Annotated in this window: 21 protein-coding genes and 1 pseudogene; 13 read left to right on the top strand and 9 right to left on the bottom strand. The window is 67.9% G+C overall.

Going from position 1 to position 23,268, the window contains the following annotated elements; translation table 11 throughout:
* Positions 1-35 precede the first annotated feature (35 nt).
* The 3 genes from ASH02_RS14290 to ASH02_RS14280 are packed head-to-tail and all read right to left on the bottom strand — an operon-like array spanning position 36 to position 2,157.
* Positions 36-812: an SDR family NAD(P)-dependent oxidoreductase gene (locus tag ASH02_RS14290; protein WP_057294959.1), complete on the bottom strand. Its 777-nt coding sequence runs from the start codon at positions 810-812 to the stop codon at positions 36-38.
* On the bottom strand, positions 809-1,303 hold the full coding sequence (locus ASH02_RS14285; protein ID WP_156409775.1) for a nuclear transport factor 2 family protein: 495 nt from the start codon (positions 1,301-1,303) through the stop codon (positions 809-811). The genes ASH02_RS14290 and ASH02_RS14285 overlap by 4 nt, the downstream gene beginning before the upstream one ends.
* Complete coding sequence (locus tag ASH02_RS14280) at positions 1,303-2,157, bottom strand: LLM class F420-dependent oxidoreductase (RefSeq protein WP_056688074.1); 855 nt, start codon at positions 2,155-2,157, stop codon at positions 1,303-1,305. The genes ASH02_RS14285 and ASH02_RS14280 overlap by 1 nt, the downstream gene beginning before the upstream one ends.
* A 171-nt stretch (positions 2,158-2,328) precedes the next feature.
* Between ASH02_RS14280 and ASH02_RS14275 the strand changes: the two genes are divergently transcribed.
* Positions 2,329-3,222 (top strand): IclR family transcriptional regulator, encoded by an 894-nt coding sequence (locus ASH02_RS14275; protein WP_056688077.1) that lies wholly within the window; start codon positions 2,329-2,331, stop codon positions 3,220-3,222.
* 157 nt (positions 3,223-3,379) lie between these two features.
* Here ASH02_RS14275 and ASH02_RS14270 read toward each other — a convergent pair whose 3' ends face one another.
* On the bottom strand, positions 3,380-3,955 hold the full coding sequence (locus ASH02_RS14270; protein ID WP_082620896.1) for a flavin reductase family protein: 576 nt from the start codon (positions 3,953-3,955) through the stop codon (positions 3,380-3,382).
* A gap of 89 nt (positions 3,956-4,044) precedes the next feature.
* Positions 4,045-4,647 (bottom strand): TetR/AcrR family transcriptional regulator, encoded by a 603-nt coding sequence (locus ASH02_RS14265; protein WP_057295150.1) that lies wholly within the window; start codon positions 4,645-4,647, stop codon positions 4,045-4,047.
* A gap of 115 nt (positions 4,648-4,762) precedes the next feature.
* Here ASH02_RS14265 and ASH02_RS14260 point away from each other — a divergent pair, with 115 nt between their 5' ends.
* The 10 genes from ASH02_RS14260 to ASH02_RS14215 all read left to right on the top strand — a co-directional run bounded on the left by ASH02_RS14260 (position 4,763) and on the right by ASH02_RS14215 (position 15,011).
* Positions 4,763-5,923, top strand: coding sequence for an acyl-CoA dehydrogenase family protein (locus tag ASH02_RS14260; protein WP_057294958.1), 1,161 nt, complete (start codon positions 4,763-4,765; stop codon positions 5,921-5,923).
* Positions 5,920-6,891 (top strand): bifunctional MaoC family dehydratase N-terminal/OB-fold nucleic acid binding domain-containing protein, encoded by a 972-nt coding sequence (locus tag ASH02_RS14255; RefSeq protein WP_057294957.1) that lies wholly within the window; start codon positions 5,920-5,922, stop codon positions 6,889-6,891. Before ASH02_RS14260 ends, ASH02_RS14255 begins: the two co-directional genes overlap by 4 nt.
* The gene (locus ASH02_RS14250; RefSeq protein WP_057294956.1) at positions 6,891-8,015 is read left to right on the top strand and encodes an acyl-CoA dehydrogenase family protein; all 1,125 of its coding nucleotides are present in this window, start codon (positions 6,891-6,893) and stop codon (positions 8,013-8,015) included. The genes ASH02_RS14255 and ASH02_RS14250 overlap by 1 nt, the downstream gene beginning before the upstream one ends.
* Positions 8,012-8,437: a MaoC family dehydratase gene (locus ASH02_RS14245; RefSeq protein WP_056688089.1), complete on the top strand. Its 426-nt coding sequence runs from the start codon at positions 8,012-8,014 to the stop codon at positions 8,435-8,437. Before ASH02_RS14250 ends, ASH02_RS14245 begins: the two co-directional genes overlap by 4 nt.
* A complete protein-coding gene (locus tag ASH02_RS14240; RefSeq protein WP_057294955.1) occupies positions 8,434-9,606 on the top strand; it encodes a lipid-transfer protein in 1,173 nt (390 codons plus the stop codon). Before ASH02_RS14245 ends, ASH02_RS14240 begins: the two co-directional genes overlap by 4 nt.
* On the top strand, positions 9,603-10,403 hold the full coding sequence (locus ASH02_RS14235; protein WP_057294954.1) for a MaoC/PaaZ C-terminal domain-containing protein: 801 nt from the start codon (positions 9,603-9,605) through the stop codon (positions 10,401-10,403). Before ASH02_RS14240 ends, ASH02_RS14235 begins: the two co-directional genes overlap by 4 nt.
* Positions 10,404-10,501: 98 nt before the next feature.
* Positions 10,502-11,686 (top strand): acyl-CoA dehydrogenase family protein, encoded by a 1,185-nt coding sequence (locus ASH02_RS14230; protein WP_056688096.1) that lies wholly within the window; start codon positions 10,502-10,504, stop codon positions 11,684-11,686.
* Positions 11,687-11,738: 52 nt separating this feature from the next.
* Positions 11,739-12,656 (top strand): VOC family protein, encoded by a 918-nt coding sequence (locus ASH02_RS14225; RefSeq protein ID WP_057294953.1) that lies wholly within the window; start codon positions 11,739-11,741, stop codon positions 12,654-12,656.
* 69 nt (positions 12,657-12,725) lie between these two features.
* Positions 12,726-13,913: a hypothetical protein gene (locus ASH02_RS14220; RefSeq protein WP_057294952.1), complete on the top strand. Its 1,188-nt coding sequence runs from the start codon at positions 12,726-12,728 to the stop codon at positions 13,911-13,913.
* A 15-nt stretch (positions 13,914-13,928) separates the two neighbouring features.
* Positions 13,929-15,011, top strand: a complete 1,083-nt coding sequence (locus tag ASH02_RS14215; RefSeq protein ID WP_057294951.1) for a hypothetical protein — start codon at positions 13,929-13,931, stop codon at positions 15,009-15,011.
* Positions 15,012-15,057: 46 nt separating this feature from the next.
* On the opposite strand, the gene ASH02_RS14210 is transcribed toward ASH02_RS14215, so the two are convergent.
* From ASH02_RS14210 to ASH02_RS14205, 4 genes and pseudogenes are all read right to left on the bottom strand, one after another.
* A complete protein-coding gene (locus ASH02_RS14210; protein WP_156409774.1) occupies positions 15,058-15,480 on the bottom strand; it encodes a hypothetical protein in 423 nt (140 codons plus the stop codon).
* 228 nt (positions 15,481-15,708) lie between these two features.
* Entirely contained in the window at positions 15,709-18,621 is a 2,913-nt protein-coding gene (locus tag ASH02_RS25660) for a WD40 repeat domain-containing protein (RefSeq protein ID WP_235539051.1), read from the bottom strand.
* A 354-nt stretch (positions 18,622-18,975) separates the two neighbouring features.
* Positions 18,976-19,443 (bottom strand): annotated as a pseudogene (locus tag ASH02_RS27555) (S1 family peptidase); the annotation flags it as partial.
* Between the two features lie 62 nt (positions 19,444-19,505).
* Entirely contained in the window at positions 19,506-19,844 is a 339-nt protein-coding gene (locus ASH02_RS14205; RefSeq protein WP_057294949.1) for a CU044_2847 family protein, read from the bottom strand.
* Positions 19,845-20,304: 460 nt separating this feature from the next.
* Between ASH02_RS14205 and ASH02_RS26120 the strand changes: the two genes are divergently transcribed.
* Both ASH02_RS26120 and ASH02_RS14200 read left to right on the top strand, forming a co-directional pair.
* Complete coding sequence (locus ASH02_RS26120; RefSeq protein ID WP_156409773.1) at positions 20,305-20,994, top strand: hypothetical protein; 690 nt, start codon at positions 20,305-20,307, stop codon at positions 20,992-20,994.
* A gap of 359 nt (positions 20,995-21,353) precedes the next feature.
* Entirely contained in the window at positions 21,354-22,973 is a 1,620-nt protein-coding gene (locus ASH02_RS14200; RefSeq protein WP_200959142.1) for a DEAD/DEAH box helicase, read from the top strand.
* The last annotated feature ends 295 nt before the right edge of the window (positions 22,974-23,268 follow it).

The following is a 23,268-nucleotide window of genomic DNA, read 5'->3' as shown; positions in this document are numbered from 1 at the left end:
TGTGGCTCGCGTGCTCGGTCAGGCCCGTTCCAGGCTCAGTCCGGGAGCTCGGGCGCCCAGGCCACCCCGTTGATGTGCCCGCCGCCGTCGGCGAAGATCGTGTTGCCAGTGACGTAGCGTGCGCCCTCGCTGGCCAGGAACACCGCCACGGGTGCGATGTCGGCCAGCGGATCGCCCACGCGCCCCATCGGGTTCTGGCCGTCGACCGCCGCGGCCAGCGCGGGGTTCTCGGCCATCACCCGGTGGTACGCCGCACTCTTGGCGCCGGGAGCGATCGCGTTGACCACGATGCCGGTCGGGGCCCATTCCCGGGCCGCCGTCCGCGTCAGGGCGCGCAGCGCCTCCTTGGCCGCGTTGTACTCCAGCGTTCCCATGTGGGCGTTGATGCCGTTGAGGCTCACCATGTTGATCACCCGACCCCAGCCCGCAGCCTTCATGTGCGGGAAGGCCGCCTGCATCGCCCACAACGGACCGCGGAATCCGACGTCCAGGCCGTGGTCGATGTTCTCGTCGGTCTTGTGCTCGACCCGGGAGACAGTGGCGCGGCCCCAGGCGTTGTTCACCAGGACGTCCACCGAGCCGTGCTCGTCGAGTGCGTGGGCGACCATCGCCTCGACCTGGTCGCGCCGGCCGACATCTGTTCGCACGAAGCTGCCACCGATCTCGTCGGCAACCGCCTGTCCCTTCGTCGCGTCGAGCCCGGCGACCACCACCTTCGCGCCCTCGGCCGCGAACGCCCGTGCCACGCCGGCGCCGATGCCGTCACCGCCGCCGGTGACGATCGCGACCCTGCCCTCGAGCTGTCGGGTCATGCGCGCTCCCCATGGGCGCCCTTGACCAGCAGTTCGGGCGCCTCGGCCCGGCCGTCGAGCACCCGGCTGGTCCGCTTGGCGACCAGCCAGCTGTCGCTGCCGCGGACCAGCTCGAAGTGGTGCGCGGTGGCCCGGCGTACGACGAACTCGGGGTCCTTCTCGAAATCTCCGCCGCGGTTGACGATCATCAGCGAGTGGCAGACCGCCACCGCCTCGTCACCGGTCACGGTGATCTTCACGGGCCCGAGGAAGTGGGCGCAACCACCGGCGATCCAGCCCTGATGGTTCTTCGAGCGCACCATCGAGCGGATCTCGTCGCGGCCGTTCATGGTGATCTCGTCGACGTCGTAGACGCCGTCCTCGGTCCACTGGGCGGCGACGTCGTCGGCGGCCCCGCCGTCGACCAGCGGTCCGTAGGTCGCGATCAGCTCGGCGATCGCCTCCTTGTCCTCGAGGCGGCGCAGGCGTTCTTCCAGTGCGGCGACGTCCATCAGATCTCCTTCGCGAGCACGGCCAGGGCTTCCAGCTGCTCGACGTAGTGGCCGGCCGACGTGGCGTCGATCGCCGTGCTCACCACGGTGGCGCCGGCCTCCAGCACGCGCGCCACCTGGTCCCCGGTGCGCTCGGGCTCTCCGATCGGGTCCAGCGGTCGTCCGGCACTCAGCGAGACCTGGAAGTCGTCGGGGAGGTCGGCGTCGGCCAGCATCCGGGTGAGGTCGTCGAGGGAGAGGCCGAAGGGCACCCACCCATCGCCCAGGGTCAGCGCGCGGCGCAGGGAGCGCGGCGTACGCCCGCCGATCCACAGCGGCAGGTGCTCCTGGATCGCGTGCGGTTCGATGACCAGGTCCTCGAAGTCGAAGTGCGAGCCGTGGTAGGTCGGCGTACGACGACCCAGGCTGGCCCGCAGGGCCTTGAGGGCGTCGTCGGCGATGGCGCCGCGGCCCTCGAAGGTGGCGCCGAGCAGGTCGAACTCCTCCTGGAGCGACCCGACGCCGAGGCCCAGCACCACCCGGCCCCCGGAGACGAGGTCGAGGGTGCCGTAGCGCTTCGCGATCTCCAGCGGGTGGTGGTAGCCGAGCACCAGCACCTGGGTGACCAGCCGGATGTCGGTGGTGCGGGCGGCGAGGTAGCTGAGGGTGACCAGCGGGTCCCAGTACGTCGCGCCGCGCTGCTCGGCGACCCCGGTCGGGACCGCCACGTGCTCGCTGCAGGTCAGGTGGTCGAAGCCGAGTCGGTCCGCGGCCTCGGCGATCGTGGCGAGCTCGGCGATGCCGGCTGCTGCCTCCCAGTCACTGTGTGCTCCGGGATTTGCGGTCACGATCGGGCTGACGATGCCTATGCGCATGGGCTCTCCTGACACGCGGTGGGGTGGTTGCTGGGGATGCTGCCACCGGTCAGCTCGGCCGGGTCCGGGCCTCCCGGTGAACGGAACTTCGCGAAGGGCTTGTCCTTGTGGCTGCGGTCACCTAGAATTCATTTCAGTTTGGGGGATCCGTTCTGCAAGGGAGTGGCGCACATGTCTGCTGTCGAGAGTGTCGAGATGCCGGCCAAGGCCGATCGCGAGCTGCCGCCGTCGATGGTCGAGCGGATGACGCTGATCCTTGATGCGTTCACCGGGCCGACGACGCGCCTGACGCTCGAGCAGATCGCCCGCGCCACCCACCTGCCGCGCTCGACCGCGCACCGGATCCTCGACCAGCTCGTCAAGCTGGCCTGGCTGGACCACACGAGCTTCGGCTACGCACTCGGCTCGCGCTCGCTGACGCTGGGCGCCACCGGCGACCGCGGCATCAACGACCTGCGCACCGAGGCCGCGCCGATGCTCCACGACCTGATGGTGCGCACCGGTCTCGTGGTCCACCTGGCGGTGCTCGACCAGGGCCAGGTGCACTACCTCGACAAGATGGGCGGCCGCTTCGCCGGCGCCGTGCCGTCGCGGGTCGGAGGACGGGCCCCGGCCCACTCGACCGCGCTGGGCAAGGCGATGCTGGCCTGGCTGGAGCCCGAGACCGTCGACGAGATCGTCGGCGAGGAGCTCGACCGCACCACCCGCAACACCATCGGCAACCTGAACACGCTGCACCAGGAGCTGCACCGCATCCGGTCCCGCGGTGGTCTGGCCTACGAGCGCGGCGAGTGCTTCACGAACATCGCCTGCGTCGCCGCCGCCGTGCGTGACGCCGACGGTCCGATCGGCGCGATCTCGCTGGTCGGTGACTCCCAGGCGCCGCTCGAGCGAGTGGCCGGGCTGGTGGCAGCCGCCACCCGCGAGCTCTCTCAGGCCCTCTCGCCGCAGCTGGCCAAGCCGGTGCGCCCGCGTCGTCGTACCGACGGCCTCGTCCCCGAGCAGACCTGGTCGCCCGAGACGATGGGCCGCCTGATGGCCGCCGGTCGCAGCAGCTGGATGTGACGCGACCCGCGTCCTTTTGATGCGCGAGCCGTGGGTTTTTGATGCGCGAGCCGTGTGTTTTTGATGCGCGAGCCGTGTGTTTTTGAAGCGCGACCCGTCAGTTCTTGATGCGCGAGCCGTGTGTTTTTGATGCGCGAGCCGTGGGTTCTTGCGGTGCTCAGCCCCAGCGGATGCCGTCGCCCCACGTGAGCATGGAGGCGGGCGTCGCGTCGTGGTGGCTCTGTGCCCGCTCGTCGAAGTCGGTCCCGAACGCACCGCGGTAGAAGATCATCGGCCGCTCGTAGCCGTCGTACTCGAGCTCGCGGACCCGGCCGATCACCACGTCGTGGTCGCCGGCGACGTGGACGTCCTCGACCTCGCAGTGCACCCGCAGCATCACACCCGGCAATGACGGGGCCCCCCAACGCGACAGCTCCCAGTCGAGACCCTCGAAGCGGGTGCCGCGGCTCGAGCCGAAGCGGGCGCACAGCTCGGACTGGGCCTCGCCGAGCACGTTCACGCAGAAGCGCCCGGTCTTCTGGATCCGTGGCCAGCTGCGGCCGCCGTGGTCCGCGCAGAAGAGGATGAGCGGCGGCTCGAGCGAGACCGAGGCGAAGGACTGGCAGGCGAAGCCGACCGGCCCGTCGCTGTCGATACCGGTCACGATGGTCACCCCGGAGGCGAAGATGCCCATCGCGGCGCGCATGTCCCCGGAGGTGGGCGTGGTGTCGGTGGGGCGGACGTCGGTGCTCATGCCTCGAATCATCCGGAGTCGGAGGGCCGTGTGTCCGACCAATCCCGGTCAGTGGCCGCTCGTCGCGCGGGAACGCCTCGGCGCAGGCCTCAGCGGATGAGCTGGTGGGTGGCCTCGTCGAGGATCCGGACCACCTCGTCGACGTCGCGTCCCGCCGCGACGCCGATCATCGCGCCGAGGAACATCATGCTGAGGATGCGGGAGGCCGACTCGATCTCCTCGTCGGTGCGGTCGCCGACGTCGCCGGCGCGCAGGGTCTCGCCGATCCAGCGGGCGCGTTCGGGACCGAACCCGACCGGTCCGTCGAGGGCGGTGAGTGCCGGCGCGCTGGCGACGTACGCCCGATAGAGGGCCTGGTAGAGCAGCGGCTTCTCTCCGGCCTGGCGCATGACCCGGCGGAACACCGCGCTCAGCCGGGCCGCCGGGGTCTTCTCGCGCGGGCGGCGCTGGCGGACGCCCTCCGTGGACCGCTCGCCGAGTGCCATCAGCGCCTCGACCAGGAGCTGGTCCTTGGAGCTCGCGTGCTGGTAGACGGTCGGGACCGAGACGCCGGCGCGCGCGGCCACCTGGCGGATGCCGGCCGCGTCGTACCCGCCCTCGGTGGCGAGCTCGATCGCGGCGTCGATCAGGCGCTCCCGCGTCGCGGCACGCGCGGGCGAGAGGACGTTGTGTACGACGCGGTGGGCAGTCATGCCGGTCACTCTAACCGGGTTCACTCCCGCTGAATAGACATGTGGTTGACACGTGTCTATTCAAGTGTCAATCTGCACGAGTGGGCCCACGACCGGGCCCGGAATCAGGAGTGTCATGGACCTGCGTGAGACCCCCGCCCAGACGGCGCTGCGCCAGGAGCTGCGGGCCTACTTCGCCCAGCTGCTGCCCGACGACGAGCGCCGCGCGGTCGGCGAGGCCGGAGCCGGCGGCGACCGGTTCCGCGAAGTCGTCAAGATGCTCGGCCGGGACGGCTGGCTCGGCGTCGGCTGGCCCACCGAGTACGGCGGGCGCGGCCTGGGCGCCGACGAGCAGTTCATCTTCTACGACGAGATCCAGCGCGCCGGCGTGCCGTTCCCGCTGGTCACGATCAACACCGTCGGTCCGACGCTGATGCAGTTCGGCACCGAGGAGCAGAAGCGCAAGTACCTCCCCGGCATGCTCACCGGCGACATCGTCTTCGCGATCGGCTACACCGAGCCGAACTCCGGCACCGACCTCGCCTCGGTCTCCACCCGCGTGGTCGTCGACGGCGACGACTTCGTGGTCGACGGCGCCAAGATCTTCACCACCGGCGGCAACACCGCCGACTACGTCTGGATGGCCTGTCGCAGCGACCCCGAGGCGGCCAAGCACAAGGGCATCTCGATCCTGATCGTGCCGTGCGACGACCCGGGCTTCAGCTGGAGCCCGATCAAGGCGGTCGGCGGGATGACGGTCACTGCGACGTACTACAGCGGCATCCGGGTGCCGTCGACCGAGCTGGTCGGCGAGCTCCACGGCGGCTGGCAGCTGATCACCGCCCAGCTCAACCACGAGCGCGTCGCCCTCGCTGCCCTCGGCGGCCGGATGATCCAGCTCTGGGAGCAGACCCTGGCCTGGGCCAAGGGCAACGGCGTGATCGAGCAACCGTGGGTGCAGCAGGAGTTCGCCCGCACCCACGCCAAGCTCGAGGCGATGCGGTTGATGAACTGGAAGCTGACCGCGGCCGTCGGCGACGGGTCGCTGCGCGGCGAGACCGCCGGCGCCGCCAAGACCTACGGCACCGAGACGCACATCGACGTGCAACGCACGCTGACCCAGATCATCGGCGCGGCCGGCCGGATCCGTCCGGGCTCGGAGGGAGCCGTGCTGCACGGCCAGGTCGAGCAGCTGTCCCGCCAGGGCATCGTGAACACGTTCGGCGGCGGGGTCAACGAGGTGCTGCGCGACATGGTCGCCACGGTCGGGCTCGGCATGCCGAGGGGCAAGCGATGAGCGCCGGGACGTCGTACGACGACCGGCAGTACGACGAGCGCGTGGAAGCCTTCGTCGGCCGCGTGCTGAACGAGCGCACCCCCGGGCAGGACCCGGTCAACGTGCCGATGATCCGGCACTGGGTCGAGGCCATGGAGGTCGCCAACCCGGTGCACCTCGACGCCGACGCCGCCCGGGCCACCGGGCGCGACGACGTGGTCGCCCCGGCCTCGATGATCCAGGCGTGGACGATGCGCGGGTACGCCGCCACGGTGCGCCCGCAGGCAGCGACCGGCGGCTTCCAGGAGCTGATCGCCCTGCTCGACGAGGGCGGCTACACCTCGGTGGTGGCCACCGACTCCGAGTTCGACTTCGTGCGCGAGGTGGTGCCCGGCGACGAGATCTCCGTGGAGGAGGTCGTCGACTCGATCTCGCCCGAGAAGGCCACCGGCCTGGGCGTCGGGCGCTTCGTGACGACGATGAAGACCTACCGCGACGGTGCCGGCGAGGTGGTCGCCACCCAGCGCTGGCGCACCCTGCGGTTCAAGCCAGCCGCCAAGGTCGAGCCCCGTGCCGAGCGCCCGAAGCCGGCGATCAACCTCGACAACGCCTTCTGGTTCGAGGCGGCGCGCGAGCGCCGGCTCGTGGTGCAGCGCTGCACCTCGTGCCAGTCGCTGCGGCACCCACCGGGGCCCGAGTGCCCCGAGTGCCAGTCGTTCGAGTGGGACACCGTCGAGTGCTCGGGCCGCGGCACGCTCTACTCCTACGTCGTCGCCCATCACCCGCGCCACCCCGCCTTCGACTACCCGCTGCTGATCGCGGTCGTCGAGCTCGAGGAGGGCACCCGCCTGATCACCAACCTGACCGGTGTCACCCCCGAGGACGTCACGATCGGCATGCCGCTCGCCGTCCAGTGGATCGACGACGGACCCGACCTCACCCTGCCGGTCTTCGGCCCGGCAGCGCCCGAACCCACCGAGGAGAGCTGATGGACTTCAACCTCGACGAAGAGCTGATCGACGTCCAGGGCCTGGCCCGCGACATCTTCGACGGCCGCGCGGCGACCGACCGGGTCCGCGAGGTCGAGGCCACCGCGACCCGCGTCGACGACGTGCTCTGGGGAGACCTGGCCAAGACCGGCCTGCTCGGCCTCGCGCTGCCTGAGGAGTACGGCGGCGCCGGGCTCGGCCTCGACGCGGCATGTGTCGTGCTCGAGGAGCAGGGCCGCCACGTCGCACCGGTGCCCCTCTGGTCGGCCGTGGTCGCAGCACTCGCCGTCGCCCGCGACGGTTCACCGGCCCAGCGTGACGCGCTGCTGCCCGGTGCTGCGGACGGCTCGCTGCGACTGACCCTCGCCCTGGAGGAGTTCGGCGGCGCCGCGCCCTCGGTGCCGACGACCACGGCCACCCGTGCCGGTGAGGGCTGGCTGCTCAACGGGGTCAAGGCCGTCGTGCCCACCCCCGGTGGCGCCGACCACGTGCTGGTCTCCGCGACCACGCCCGATGGCGCCGGGCTGTTCCTGGTCGCCAACACCGACCTGGCCTGGGAGCAGGCCGAGACCACGAGCCTCGACCTGGCCGGCACCCTGACCCTCACCGACACCCCGGCCGAGGCGCTCGGCGAGCCCGGTGGTCGGGCGCTGGCTGCCGCGCTGCGTCAGTCCGCCCTCGCCCTCGCCGCCGTCCAGGTCGGCGTCGCGGACGGCGCCATGCGCCTCGCCGCGTCGTACACCTCGACGCGCGAGCAGTTCGGTCGCCCGCTCGGGTCGTTCCAGGCCGTGCAGCACCAGCTCGCTGACTGCTGGATCGACGTCGACGCGATGCGCGTGACGCTGTGGCAGGCACTGACCGACGACGCCGACGCGGGCAACGGCAGCGACAATGACAACGGCGCCGACCGCTCCGCGCTGGTCGCCAAGTGGTGGTGCGACCAGGCCGGCCTCGACGTCGTCCACCGCGTCCAGCACGTGCACGGCGGCATCGGCGTCGACGTCGACTACCCGGTGCACCGGCACTTCCTGTGGGGCAAGCAGATCTCCAGCACCCTGGGCGGATCCTCGGCGGCACTGGCCGACCTCGGCGCCCTGCTGGCCGTCGAGGAGGTCACCTCATGAGCCTCGCACCCACACGTACGCCGAGCTCGGTCACCGTCGGCGATGACCTGCCCGAGCTGGCGATCCCACTGACCCGCACGCTGATCGTGGCCACCGCGATCGCCAGTCGCGACTACCAGGACGTCCACCACGACCCGGGCCTCGCGGTCGAGCGCGGCTCGAAGGACGTCTTCATGAACATCCTCACCAGCAACGGGCTGGTCGAGCGCTACGTCGCCGAGTGGGCTGGACCGGCCGCGCGGGTGAAGAAGATCAAGATCCGGCTCGGCGTGCCCAACTACCCGGGAGACACCATGACGATGAGCGGCTCCGTCACCGCCGTCGACGACCGGTTGGTCACCGTCGACGTCAAGGGCATCAACAGCCTGGGCCCGCACGCGACCGGCTCGGTCGTCGTGGAGCTTCCGGAGGACGCAGCATGAGCGGGCTTTCGGGCGCGACCGCGATCGTCGGCATCGGCGCCACCGAGTTCTCCAAGGAGTCCGGCCGCAGCGAGCTGCAGCTGGCCTGCGAGGCGGTCACCGCCGCCATCGCCGACGCGGGCCTGAAACCCTCCGACGTCGACGGCCTGGTCACGTTCACCGCCGAATCGAGCTCCGAGATCCACGTGGCCCGCAACGTCGGCATCGGCGACTTCAGCTTCTTCTCCCGGGTCGGGTACGGCGGCGGCGCCGCGTGCGGCACGATCGCCCATGCCGCGGCCGCGATCCATGCGGGCCTCGCCGACGTGGTGGTCTGCTGGCGGTCGTTCAATGAACGCTCGGGGGAGCGCTACGGACTCGGGCAGGCCAGTCGCCCGATGGACACCAACGCCGACCGGGCGGCGTACTCCTGGATGACGCCGTACGGCCTGTCCACGCCGGCCCAGTGGGTGGGGATGTTCGCCCAGCGCTACATGCACGAGTACGGCGCCACGTCGGAGGACTTCGGCCGCATCTCGGTGATCGACCGGGCCCGCGCGGCCACCAACCCGAAGGCGCACTTCTTCGGTCGGCCGATCACCCTCGAGGAGCACCAGGCCTCGCGCTGGATCGCCGAGCCGCTGCACCTGCTCGACTGCTGCCAGGAGACCGACGGCGGCCAGGCGCTGGTGCTGGTCTCGGCCGAACGCGCGAAGGACCTGCCGAACACTCCGGCGTACGTGCTCGGCGCGGCCCAGGGCTCCGCCGACGACCAGCACATGATGACCTCCTACTACCGGCCCTCCATCTCGGGAATCCCCGAGATGGGCCTGGTCGGCGACCAGCTGTGGCGGCAGAGCGGGCTGCGGCCCACCGACATGGGCGCCGCGATCCTCTACGACCACTTCACCCCGTTCGTGCTGACCCAGCTCGAGGAGCTCGGCTACTGCGGGCGCGGCGAGGCGGCCGACTACATCTTGGACGGGCACCTCGAGCTCGACGGATCTCTCCCGCTCAACACGCACGGGGGCCAGCTCGGCGAGGCCTACCTGCACGGCATGAACGGCATCGCCGAGGCGGTCCGGCTGGTCCGCGGCACCTCGGTGAACCAGCCGCGCACCGTCGAGAACGTGGTGGTCACCGCCGGCACCGGCGTACCCACCAGCGGCGTGATCGTGGGCGTGGCGTGAGCGACGCCGGCGACTGGGTGGGCCGCGACCTGGGCGAGCGGCAGGTGTCGTACGACGAACGCGACGCGATCCTCTACGCACTGGCCGTCGGCGCCCCGGCCGATGACCTCGACCTGGTCTTCGAGGAGCGGCTCCGGGTGCTGCCGACCTTCGCGTTGACCCTGGCCCAGTGGGCACCCGATGCGCTCGGCTCGGCCGGCGCCTTCGACATCCGTACGGCGGTGCACGGGGCCCAGCGCCTCGACGTCCGCGCGCCCCTGCCGCGCGCCGGCTCCTTCACGATGAAGGCGTCGGTGGCGAACGTGTGGGACAAGGGATCCGCCGCGGTCTTCGAGGTGGCCGTGGAGAGCGAGCACTTCGTGGCGACCTGGTCGCTGTTCGCCCCCGGCGCCGGCGGGTTCGGTGGACAGCGGGGACCCTCGTCGCCGGCCGCTCCCGCCGCCCCGGACCTGCAGCTCGAGGTGCCCACCCGTCCCGAGCAGGCCGCGCTCTACCGCTTGCTCGGCGACCGGCACCACATGCACGTCGACCCGGCCGCGGCACAGGCCGCCGGACAGCCGAGGCCGTTCCTGCACGGCTTGTGCTCCGTCGCCGCGGTGACGCTCCCGCTCGCCGCCTCGCTCGGTGCCCACCCGGCCGACCTGACCAGCCTGTCGGCGCGATTCGCCGGGCCGGTCTTCCCCGGCGACGTGCTCTCCGTCGGGGCCACCACCGATCGGGTGGCGGCTTCCGCGTCGTTCACGGCCACGGTCGGTGACCGCCCGGTGCTGACCGGCTGCTCGGCCGCCTTCGCCTGACCTTCCTGCGCATCGTCCCGATCAGCGGGAGCCCGCGGCACGCCCCGCGGCACCGGCTGTGATCTTTGGTGGGAGGCACCACCAGAGAAGAGGCCAGGATGACCAACACCGTGCTCGACGCCGTCGAGGCCCACGCCGAGGAGTTCGCTGCTCTCGGCCCGGAGAACGAGAAGCTCGGCCGGTTGACCGACCGCACCGTCGAGCTGCTCCGCGAGACCGGGGTGATCCGGATGCTCCAGTCCGCCAAGTACGGCGGCGCCGAGGCGCACCCGCGCGACTTCGCCGAGGTGGTCATGCGCCTGGCCTCACTCGACGGCTCCACCGGCTGGGTGGCCGGCATCGTCGGCGTGCACCCGTGGGAGATGTCGATGTGCGACCCCCGCGTGCAGGAGGAGATCTGGGGTGAGGACCACGACACGTGGATCGCCTCGCCGTACGCCCCGATGGGGGTGCTGCGCCCGGTCGAGGGTGGCTACATCTTCAACGGGCACTGGCAGTTCTCCTCGGGCACCGACCACTGCGACTGGATCTTCCTCGGCGCCTTCCTGGGCGACGAGGAGGGCAACACCCTCATGCCGCCGAAGAACTACCACGTGATCCTGCCGCGCTCCGACTACGAGATCGTCGAGGACTCGTGGGACGTCGTGGGCCTGCGCGGCACCGGGTCGAAGGACGTCATCGTCAAGGACGCGTTCATCCCCGAGCACCGCGTCGTCGAGTTCGCCAAGTTCCTCGACGGCTCGCAGCCGGCCGAGTCCGGCCACACCGACCCCAGCTTCCACATCCCGTTCACGACTGCGTTCCCGCTGGGCATCACGTCGGCCGTGGTCGGCATCGCCGAGGGCGCGCTGGCCGCCCACCTCGCCTACCAGAAGACCCGGGTGCAGATCACCGGGACGAAGGTGAAGGACGACCCCTACGTGCTGTTCGCGATCAGCGCGGCGGCCGAGGAGATCAAGGCGTCGCGCACGGCGATGCTCGACAACGTCACCCGCTTCTACGACAAGGCCGCCGCGGGCGAGGAGGTCACGTTCGCCGAGCGCGCCGCGTCCCGTCGTACGCAGGTGGCCGCTGCCTGGCGCGCGGTGCGGGCCATGGACGAGGTTGTCGCCCGCTCGGGCGGCAACGGCCTGCGCATGGACAACCCGATCCAGCGGTTCTGGCGTGACGGCCACATGGGGCTCGCCCACGCGATCCACGTGCCCGGCTCCGTCTTCCACGCCACCGCACTGACCGACATCGACATCACGCCGCCGCCCGGCCCGATGCTGTCGATGATCTGACCCACCACCCTCATTCCGCCGCACCCTCCCGCACCTGACGAAGGACGAAGCCATGACCCACATCCGCCAACTGGGCTACCTGAAGGTCCAGAGCCAGGACATCCCGCGGTGGCGCGAGCTGACCGTCGACTGCCTGGGAATGCAGGAGACCACCGGGCCCGACGAGAACGGCCTCTACCTGCGCATGGACGAGCGCGCGGCCCGTCTGGTCGTCGTACCGGGGGAGACCGACAAGGTGCTCGCCGTGGGCTGGGAGGTGCGCGACCAGTTCGCCCTCGCCGCCGTCGGCCGTGCCGTCGAGGCCTCCGGGATCGGCGTGAAGGTGCTCAGTCAGGAGGAGTGCGACGAGCGGCGCGTCGAGGCCGGCGTGTTCTTCGAGGACCCGGCCGGGACACCCGTGGAGGTCTTCTTCGGTCCCGTCCTCGACCACAGCCCCGTCCTCACCGGGCACGCGCAGAAGTTCGTCACCGGCGGCCAAGGGCTGGGGCACGTCGTGCTGCCGACCACGGTCGCTGAGGAGACGGTGGACTTCTACACGGAGGTGCTCGACTTCCTGCCACGCGGCGCGATCCGGCTGGGCGGGCTCGACTCGCCGCCGCCCGTACGGCGGGTGCGCTTCCTCGGCGTCAACCAGCGTCACCACAGCCTGGCGGTCTGCCCGGCCCCGCACGGCGAGGCGCCCGGTCTGGTGCACCTGATGATGGAGGTCGACTCGCTCGACGCCGTCGGCCGGGCGCTGGACAAGGTGAACAAGGCCGGCTTCTCGCTCTCCTCGACCCTGGGCCGGCACACCAACGACAAGATGGTGTCGTTCTACGTGCGCGCGCCCGGCGGCTGGGACCTCGAGTACGGCTTCGAGGGCATGCTCGTCGACGAGTCCTACTACACCGCCGAGGAGATCACCGCCGACTCCTACTGGGGCCACGACTGGTCGGGCTCCGAGCCGCTGGCCGCGTTCACGACCCCGTGACGGGGACCTGCAGGACTCCCGACGCCATGCTTTCGGCAGTCACATCTCACGCAGTTGAAGGGATCTCCCATGGGCGCCGATGAACTGGCAGAGAGTTTCGACGGCTTCGTGGAGACCATCGGCCGACTGGCCGACGAGCTGCGGGACGACGAGCTCTACTCGTCACCGGAGAACCGCGCCAGCGCCCACAGGTTCCTGCTGGGGATGACGATCGCCCGGCTCGAGGAGCACGTCCTCTTCGAACCGGACTTCCCGTTCTTCCGGGTGCTCGACACCCGGATCCGTGAGGGTGGCGACAACAGTGACCAGCGGTACCTGATCTCCCGGTTGAACCCGGGTGAGACCTACAGGATCTGGGGCACGCTCGGAGACGCGCAGCGACTCGAGGTCCAGATCTATGCCGGGGACCCCTACCTCGGCTCCGGCCGGATGGCGTCCTACCTGGCGGCCGAGGATCTCCAGGTGCGCGAGGACGGCACCTTCGAGGTGATCGCGTCGTCGGTCGAGCAGCCGGGCAACTGGTTGGAGAATCCGGCCGACGCGACCCGCGTCCTGGTGCGCCAGATCTACAGCGACTGGGCGTCCGCGGCGACTCCCGGGGAGGTGCACATCGACCGGGTGGGGCACGAGGGTGACCTGCGTCCCGCCCTGCAGCCTGACGACCTGGCCGCGCGTCTGCGCGAGGCCACCTCCGACCTGGTCGCGCAGGCGCGCGCCTGGCCAGCGTTGGTGAAGAAGGGCTACCTCGACGCGTCGCCGAACACCCTGTCGGAGCCGTTCGACCCGGGGTCGCGCGGCGGCGTACCCGGGCGATGGATGGTTCGGGGAAACTTCGCCCTCGGCGACGACGAGGCGATGGTGATCACCGCCTGGCCGGGTTCGGGCGACTACCAGGGGATCCAGCTCCTGGACCCGTGGTTCTCCTCGCTGGAGTACGCGAATCGGCAGACCAGCCTCTCGGGCGACCAGGCGCACCGCGACGCGGACGGCGCCTACCGGTTCGTGGTCAGTGCCCGCGATCCCGGGGTCCCGAACTGGCTCGACACCATGGGTCTGGTCCAGGGAGTCATCCTGATGCGCTACGACGGGTCCACGACCCCGGACTTCCCGGAGGACGAGCATCCACGGGCGGTCACGGTGAAGATCGATGCGCTCGGCGACGTGCTGCCGGCAGACACTCCGCGGTTGGGTGCGAAGGACCGCGCCCAGGAGATCGCCGTACGCCGCCGGCACGTCCAACAGCGTTTCGGCAACTGACCGAGGGAGTGACCGATGACGAACAAGGACGGCGCCGGGTTTGCCCGGCTCGCCGAGGCCGTGGCCGCAGCACCGGGCGACCTCGCCCGGCTCGACGCGCCGGAGCGGCCGCTGGACTCGGCCGAGGGGCACCGGCTGTACCTGCGCTACCTCACCATCGGCCTGGAGCTGTTCATCGACTACGGCGACCCGGTCTGGCCGGCCTTCCACAGCAAGACCCGTGACGGCGTCCGCAAGTTCGCCGGGGACAGCCCGGGTCAGCTCTACGACGCCGCACTGGTCAGCTTCGGCCATGAGTACGTCGTCTCCGGGTCGATGGCCGAGACCGAGTTCATCGAGTTCAGCCTCTACGCCGGCGACCTGACCGGACTCAACGCCTCGCCCCGTCGGATGATCGCGTCGGTCACCGAGCAGGACCTCGACCTCGACGACGACGGGAGCTTCGAGCTCCGACTCGACGCCCGCGGCGGGCGCAATGCCCTGCGGATGGAGCCTGACGCCAACTCGATCTCCGTGCGTCGCTACCTGCGCGACCCGTTGCGGGACCGACCGCGCCCGCTCTCGATCCGGCGTACGACGCCGGCACCCCCGCGGGAGCCCTTGACGTCCGAGGACCTGGCAGTCGGCATGGAGCAGGCGATCGGGTTCGCCAAGTTCAACACCCGTGTGTGGGCCGAATGGGCCCACCGTGAACGGTCGCAGCGGCTCAACGTGCTCGAGGCGATGCCCGATGCGGGAGACATCCACACCCCTGCCGGCCACGGCTACCTGACCGGCTACTGGTCGCTGGAACCGGGCCAGGCGCTGATGATCGAGTTCACTCCGGACCCCGATGGCTACTGGAGCCTGGTGCCGATGAACTTCTGGATGGAGTCCTTCGAGTGGCGCTTCGGCGACCGGGTGCACGCCACGAGCTTCGACACCAGCCCGGGCCGGGACGGCGTCGTACGGCTGGTGCTGGCGGAGCAGGACCCAGGCCTTGCCGAGCACGACTGGCTCGCCACCCAGGGGCACTTTGAGGGGATGATCGCCCTGCGACATGCCCGCAGCGCCGGGCCGATCCCGCCGGTCACGACGGCCGTGGTGCGCATCCCTTGACCGGTCGTCGCCTCGCTTGCGGCAGACCTGCTGGGCCGGGACCGGTTCAGCGGCGCATTCGTGCCGTCCATTCCATCAGCTGTCGCGCGGCCAAGGCCAGCAGCTGCCACGCCAGGTAGCACCCGCTCGCGAGGACCACGCCGAACCACAGGTTCGGTGCCCAGCTTGAGTCCCCACCCTCGAGGCTGGCGGCCACCCAGGTCCACAGCACCACGGCTGCCAGCCAGGGCGTTGCCCAGGCCAGCGCCTCTTGGCGCACGGTGAGCGACTCGCGCCCATAGACCGCGGCAAGGAACACGCTCGCCACGACGACGTACGCCGCGCCCATCAGCGCCAGCACCCAAGCGCCCAGAGCCGCCACCAGTAGGAGGCACAGTGCTCCCGAGACGAGGTTGGCCACCAGCACTGGTCGATCGAGTCGGGTCGGCGCCGTCTGAGTTTCAGCGGCGGGGACGCCGGTCGTGTTCACATGCGTCATTGTGTCCGGGCCTGCGTGTGCGCGCAGCCGTTCCGGTGGGATCCCGCGTCTTTCCACCCACATTGACGCAGCTGAAGCCTGTTCGATTGTCTTTGTTCTTGGGAGCCGTCCCAGCCGTGACGATTCGTCGACAGGACTCGATGAGCCACGGCCTTTGCAACATTCTCAATATCTATTCGGTCTGAAACGGGTATGCGGCACCACAGCATCGTGTCTCGTCTAGCGGTGATTGAGAGACAACTCGCCCGCAAGCAGACCAGACTCACACACCAACCCGAAGCTCGCGCGAACCGTTCGGTTGAGCCTCGCGGTTCGTACGACCAGACGACGTACGGGTCCACCTGATACGGCAACACGGGCCAACTCCTTGAGCCTGTCGTCGTATACACGCAGCCAAGAGCCGTCTGCGACGAAGATGTGTAGGACGCCATCTGTGAAGCAGCACGTCACGGCCGTCAGGGATGACCCTGCGCGCTCACTCAAACCGGGCCGTGCCTCATCCCGATACACCAACCGATAATCATCGCGAACGCCAGCGATTCGCAGTGCACCATCGCTCACGCAGAGCATCTGGTCCTCTGTACCGCTGAGGAAGGAGACGAAACTCCACTCACCCTGCCAATCAACCTCTCTCTCCTCGTCAACGTGAACGGCGTGAGCGGATTCGCCCAAGATGCAATCCGTATGGGGAAACCAGTCATCGCCGACATCGGCCGGAGTCCAAGCGTTGTGGGCTTCAACAAATGGCATGCCGAAATCATCGAACTTCAGGTTCGTCGCCGTCATCGCAACGCGGCGATTGGAGTGCGCGGATCGAAACCAAACGGTTTCATCCTTCAATTGATAGAATGTTGCGAAAGGGGTCGGCCATACGGCCATTCGTACGACTTCAGGGCGTTTTTCACGGAGGTTGTCGGCCGAGTCAGTACCCCATACCCGAACGGATCCGTCCTCGGCGGCACTAATGATCCGATGGCCGTCCGTAGTCTCAGCCTGGATTATGTCGACGACATGGTCCTCGTGACCACGCAGGCGCTGGATCTCCGGGCCTTCCTTTTCATAAACGACAAGTGATGTGGCATCAGAACAGACGAGACCCTGGCTAAGGTTCTGAGGAACAGAGCAGACGAATCGAGAATTGGAGACGTGGCCGAGTCGCGTCCGTGTTTCCCCGAACTCCAGGCCAACCTCATGGAGACCACTTGCCGACGAGTAGATGACACTCGACTCCCGGTCTGGTGAGTACCAAGAGTCAAACAACTGGTAGATGATCTCGTCGATCAGCACAGGGGAACTCTCAGCCAACGCGAGATCCTCTGTACGACACAGCATCAGTGAGTTGTCTGAAGTGAGCAACGTCGAAAGGCTCCGTCCACCGCGTAGGACGGAAATACCATTAACTGGCTGGCCCAGTGATTTGTGCAGGCTCGTCTTTCGGCGCATGGCTTTCCGAACATCCAACTGGACAGTGCCGTCAATACATGCGGCAAGCAAGTGTGTCTCAATGCCACGCAAAATCAAGGCAATCCCCGCCAATGGAGCCGTGAAGTGCATTACGCGAACCGACTTGACCCCGACTGGACTGACCCGGACAAGGTGAACGTCGCCTGCATCCGTTGCGATTCCAACGTGAAGGACGCGGTCGTTCCACCTCGCAGAGAGATGCGAGATGGAACCCGAGAACATCATTTCTTGTAGCGCTCGACCGGAACCGTCCATTAACTCGAAAGTAACGGTGCCGTCTGCGTCCCCCACAACAACGACATCTTCACCGCTGATCCTGGCGTGCTCGATCTTGGTCACGGGTCGCTCCTTAACGAGGACTCTGTGATCACTTGAAGCTCGCCAGTCTGCGAAGTGCGGCCACCACGGACCTGTTTGATTGAGTCCTGTGAATTCTGGCACCCCGAACTGCTGTCCAGCCAACGCAAGATAGGCGGAGTGTTCATTGGCGTCGCCGTTGTCCAGGTAGGACTGAACTGAACGAAGCGCTGAACGGGCTCGCCGAGCGGGCTCAGGCAGATCGACGCCACTTCTCTCTGAGTCGCGCAGGACCGCTTCGATGGAGCAATCGCTCAGCATGTGTGGCGAGGTGAGGAGCTCCGCAAGGCGCCCTGCAGCCAGGGCGTGCCCGGGTAAGTGCGACCTGAAGTAGCGGGTGTCGGCGTCATCGGTGACTGTCCTGGCCAGGAGGACGCATTGATCGAACACCTCAGACGTCCGCTCTCCAAGGAGCATGTCGACGAGTGCCTGATGGTAGAGGCGGTACCTCGCGGAACCGTCAACCTCGGCGCTCTCGATTAGGAACGCAGCAGCCGAATGCAGCAGCCAGTCGATGTCCTCAAGTTCGTAGCGAACACCAGTCACGACTTGCGTGATGTTGAGCCAGACGTCTCCGCGAGCGAAGCCGGCGCCGCGAGCATGTGAGAGACCAGACATGAGATCGCGCGCTCGGTCTTCGTCGCTCTCAAACCGTGCGAGGTAGTCGTCGAAGGCGTCACTCACGGTTGATGGAAAACGCCGTGCCCGAAGCTCCTCTTCACTGAGCTCCGGATCGTCGAGCAATGCTCGTGTAATCAACTGCGCTACTAGGTAGATGGGGTACGCAGCCGCAGTTACTTGGCGCGCGACGAGTTCGACTTTCTCGTCTTGGCCCTGATAGGGACTCCGTCCGTCTTCCTCGTTCAACAATCTTCGCTCTACAAATCGCCTGAAGTCCTCACGATTCACATACCGGGGATTGTCCACATCCAGCCGCGTGCATTTCGGGCCCAGGGTCTCAATTAGGCGTTCGTTCTCACTGCCACCGACACCGGATCGGCAAGAAACCACAACGGAGATATTCAAGACAGGCGCAGAGACCCCTACTCGTCGCGTTTCTCGAGCGATACGTAGCCTCGCGGCTTCGTCTGCGGCCTCGTCCAATCCATCCAAGACAAGAATCTTCCGCTGCTTCCGGAGGCGGGGGTCGGCGTTCAGGTGATCCAGGAAACCATCGATGGAAGTGAACGAGCCTCCGAATGCGCGGCGAAGAGCTTCGATGAAGCCGGCCGCCGTGCGCTGGCGTAGGTAGATGCCGTAGACGGTGGCGCCAGGTAATGACACTTCGTCAACGCCCCGCGCGGCGAGCATTGACAGGCGTCGATCTGCAAGAACAGGGAGGCGTGCGAGGACTGCGGACTTGCCCGCTCCGGGCGCACCCGCCACAACCATGAACCTCGCACCCCGCGACTCGGGGGATCTAACGGCCATGGTCAACTCATCAATTAGGACCTCCCGTCCTGTGAAGTACCAACCATCTTCGGCGGCGCTTGCGACTCCACGAGCGCGCGGGAGCCAGTGCTCACGAGCCTCCCTGCTGATCTCGAACTTGCTCCGTACGTATCGGTCGAGACGAGACCAATGACGACGCAGTTGTTCGCTCGGGAGGAAGAAGGCACGAGTTCGATCGGGGCCGCGCTCCCGCGCGATGACAAGTCCAACGACATATCCCAGTTCGACATCCCAAACGGCGCTTCCCGAAAATCCCGGGTCAATGTACCGACTGCCTACCTGGGAGTGGAGCGCTCGCCAAGTGGCGGCAGGCCCTTCCAGTCCGCCAATCTTGCCTGTCGCCCGGACGGTCGCAGGGTCCTCATGCGTAGCGCCATAAATGTGGTAGGCGTGACCGTCTACTTCGACGCCCTCGATAAAGGTTGCCGCTGTCGCACGATCCGGAGCCGGCTCCATGAGCTTTAGAACCGCTAGATCGCCCCTCCCAAAGTCATCCGGGGGCGTCCAACCTTCTCGTTGCACCTGCGCGTTCGAGAGTTGTTCGGGCGTGCGCGGCCACTTGAGTTGGACTATTGCTGGTCCGTCGACGTCTGGACTATAGCTAGGCCGCTGGAGTGCTTCGCGTACGACATGGGCACACGTCAACACCAGTCCCTGCTCGTGGTCAATGAGCGTGGCCATTCCGACATGCTGGCCGGCCTCCGAGACGACCTGCGTCACATGATCGAGCGGACTCGCCATTCTCAGGCCGAACTGCTACTCGGACGGTCCCAGTTCAACTTCACCAGCAGGTTTGCCTCCGCAGATCCCTTGCTTACGAAGACCCCTGCACTAACACCAAACTTGAGGCCGAACGTGACCTCGACTTCATCTGGTGGTCTGACCGCCTCGGCCACTGAGGTCATGACTGAGTCTGCGACATCTCGAATCGTGCTCATAGCCGCTTCTAGAGATTCGCCAGCCTTGGCTAGCGAAGCGCCCCCGACACCGACAGTCTCGTAGCCCCCCTGAGCGAGTGGCTCGCTCAATTCGACGATGACGGTCCTACCATCCGTCTCAAACACGACCAGGTCGGTCGACATCAGTTCGTTTCCTTTGCTCATGGCTCAACGTCTCGGAGCATACGCGGGGCATCCGGACCTTGGCTGCCGAGTGACAAAACAAGACGTTGCTGTTCTTCGGCAGGAGGGCACCTGCACGGCGACGAGCGACAGGAGCGAAACGACCTGATCCAATGCGCAACATCGACGATGAATAGTCGACTGCGATTCGCCATCGAACCGGCCTCACCTAATGGTTGTGCGGATCAGCAGCGAGCAGAAGCTGTACCCCTTAGGGTTCGCACATGCCGGTCTCAGTTCCCGAAAAGACCCTTGAGCACTGGGCCAGCCTGTATCTCACCTATCGCTACCGGTCCAAAGCAGCGTTATGGTGGCCCGCCGACGGGGAGGACGTTGGCGTCCACAGGCATTGCCGAGTCGTCCAGGAAAGTCGGTCCAGCTCGAACTGAAGACCACAATCGTCGGCGCGACCCAACACAAGGTGGGTGTCGACATCGGGCAGCTGTGGGAGTATCTCCAGCGACCGTTCGCCCGTCAGCCGTACTACGTCTTTCCAAGACCGTCGTGGCAGGGTGAACTGCGTATCGCGGCGCAGGCCGCCGGCGTGCACGAGGCAGAGGTCGCTTTTTCGCGCAGCGGCGCACAGTGGTGGTTCGCAGAGTGGATGGTTGTGCTCACAACAGCACAAGTGGCCGCTGTACTCCGTGCCGAGCTTGCGGCTTGGAACCGGCGGGACCGTGGCAAGAAGACAGTGCTCGTCCGGTTTCATCATCCCACCCACCGGCATCCCCACTGGCAGACATCGTGGGGCACTGGGGCGACGCCTGCTCCCGCTGTAACGCCATGGCGCGAGTTCTGGTCCGAGTTGGAGTTGTGCGGGCGACCGGATTGGCCACAGATGGTCCAGATTCCCGCTGTCAACGCGCGCGGACGTGCCCGTTTTCGCAGAGAAGAGGTCCTTAGACTGCTTCGTAACTCGGCAGACCTCGATCCGTTCGAAGCGGCGAATCTCGAGTGGGCCGCTCTCGGCGCTGACGGCGACGGCGGGTATGTAGTCGTCCCTGAGCGCGGCCGTGTCGTCCCGGATAAACGCCATTCGGGTGCTGATCCTGGTCACCGCGTGGCTGTATTCCTCGACGCTCGCGCCCTGTTCCCGGCCGCCGACGAATGACGGCGTCGCCGCATGACATCCGACGCGCTCGTTGCTAGTCAATGGTAGCCGCGCTCTTGCTCTCTTCGTGGTCGGGCCTTTACCTCGATCGGTATGTCGGCGTTGTGGCTGATCATGCGTGGCGGCGTGCGTCATACCGCCGCCAACGGGGCACTGGATGCCGCCCAAGTCGGCGTCTGCACTGGGCGCCGCGGCGGTGGGCGAGCCGACCCTGTGCGTGGGGGCGACCCCGATAGTGTCCGGGGGTGGCCAGTCCTCGCCGATCCAGTGCTCGTCGGCGCAGCTCGTCCCCGCGCCGGGGTGGCGTGCGACAGTCACAGCGGCCGTTGCCGGCACCCGGTCCGGACGAGCGACTGTGGGTGCTTGACGTCCCGTACGGGACGCAGGTCGACGATGCCGCGTGGCATCCGACCGTCAAGGCCCATCTGTACGTCGGGCGTGCTGTGCCCTCGCACCTCGCGCCGTACGCTCCGGGTCCGTTCACGCTCGGTCGGTTCATCGAGAACACCCTCAATCCCGACAACCCGACGCCCAGCCCCGAGCCGACCGACGCACTTGAACCCCGGATGATTCAGTACGAGGCGGCCGATGCGATCGCGGCGCGTGCCGCAGCAGGCGGACGGCAATTCCTGCTGGCTGACGAACCTGGCGTGGGCAAGACGATCTCCGCGGTCCTCGGGGCGACTGCGGTGGGTGACCTGCGCGGTGCGCGACGTGTGCTCGTCATCGCCGACAGACCTGCCGCGATCACGATCGGTCACTGGTGCCGCACGATCATGGCGCTGGGTCACGGCGGTCTCGAATGGGTTGTGATCACGTGGGACCGACTGGAGAAGGTCAAGGACCACACGTGGGAGGTGATCATTGCCGACGAGGCCCACGCCCTGCGACGGACGACGACGAAGCGGTGGAAGCTGTGGGCGCGGATCTCGGGACACGGGAAGCCGCACGACAAGGCGCCGTTCGTCATCGCAACGACTGCGACGCCCGGCCACACTCCACTGGAGCTGCCCTACCTCGCTCCGGCGTATGCGCAGGTGCTGGGCGAGCCCATGAAGGACTGGGCATCGGCCACGCAACCCGGTGCCGCGTTCGCGACCGCCCTCGAACGTCACGGCGTGGGAGTGGAGCAAGGACGCTACGGAGCGACGTGGACCTCCGATCCGGCGCGACGCACTGCGGACCTCAAACTGGTGCGCGGCTGGCTGGCCGAGGAACGTCCTCCGGCGATGCTGCACCGCGCTGCGCCGTGGGGTCCGGTGCCGATCTCCGGCATGCCGGTGGCGCTCACGCCGGCGGAGCGGACGGCGTACGAGGCCGAATGGGGAGAGTTCTGTCGTGAGATGGACATCGCTCGGCGCGGCCGCAATGTAGCGAAGGGCCGGGCCGCGTTGCTGCGCTTCCGGCAGAAGGCCGGGCTCATTCGCGTCGACTCGACGGTCGCCTGGATCGCCCAGCAGGTCCAGGCCGAGCGACAGGTGGCGTGCTCGGTCGAGTTCGTCGCGACCGCCGCCGACCCGATCGCCGATCGACTGCGCGACTCCGGCATCGAAGTCGCCACGATCTATGGCCGCAACCGGTTCGACCCCGAGGCCGAGCGGCTCAGGTTCCAGACCGGACAGGCGAAGGTCTGCGTCTTCACCACGGTCGCCTCGATCAGCCTGCACGCCGGCGAGACCCTGCCAGACGGCCGTCAGGCGAGCATCGAGCCGCGCGTCGGCGTCTTCCACCAAGCCCGCTTCTCGGGCATCGCCGCACGACAGGTGACCGGCCGCACCCACCGCGACCACCAGGTCTCGCCGTGGCACATCGCGTACGCCGAGGGCACCGTTGAGGAGCAGGTCGGCAAGGTGATGGTGGAGCGGATCGCCGCAGCCTCCGACACGGTGGGAGGCGACACCACGGGCCTCACCGACCTGGCCAACCTCCTCGGAGCCGACTGGCTGCCGACCACGACCCTGACCGAGGACGGCGCCTGAGGGGCTGGGCTCACGTAAGGGTCATCGGCCGCACGGGGCAACCAGGCAGTGGGGAGGGCTGCGTTCCACCGCGATATCTGAAGAAGACACACGCGCCGCGGAGCTAGGTGCCATGATTCGCGACGTGAGAGATGCCCGTGCCTACGCCTTCTGGATCCTTCCACCCCTCCTTGCCGTCGTCGTGACCGGTGCATACATGCTGCTTCGGAGCGAGGGACCCATGGGAGAACGCGTCCTGTCGATCGTGGTCTTCGTGGTGTTGGCAGCGCTTGTCCAGACGCTGCTGTACCGCTCC

The organism is Nocardioides sp. Soil796 (genome assembly GCF_001429525.1).
GTDB lineage: Bacteria > Actinomycetota > Actinomycetes > Propionibacteriales > Nocardioidaceae > Nocardioides.
This window is presented reverse-complemented; position numbering and strand designations above follow the sequence as displayed.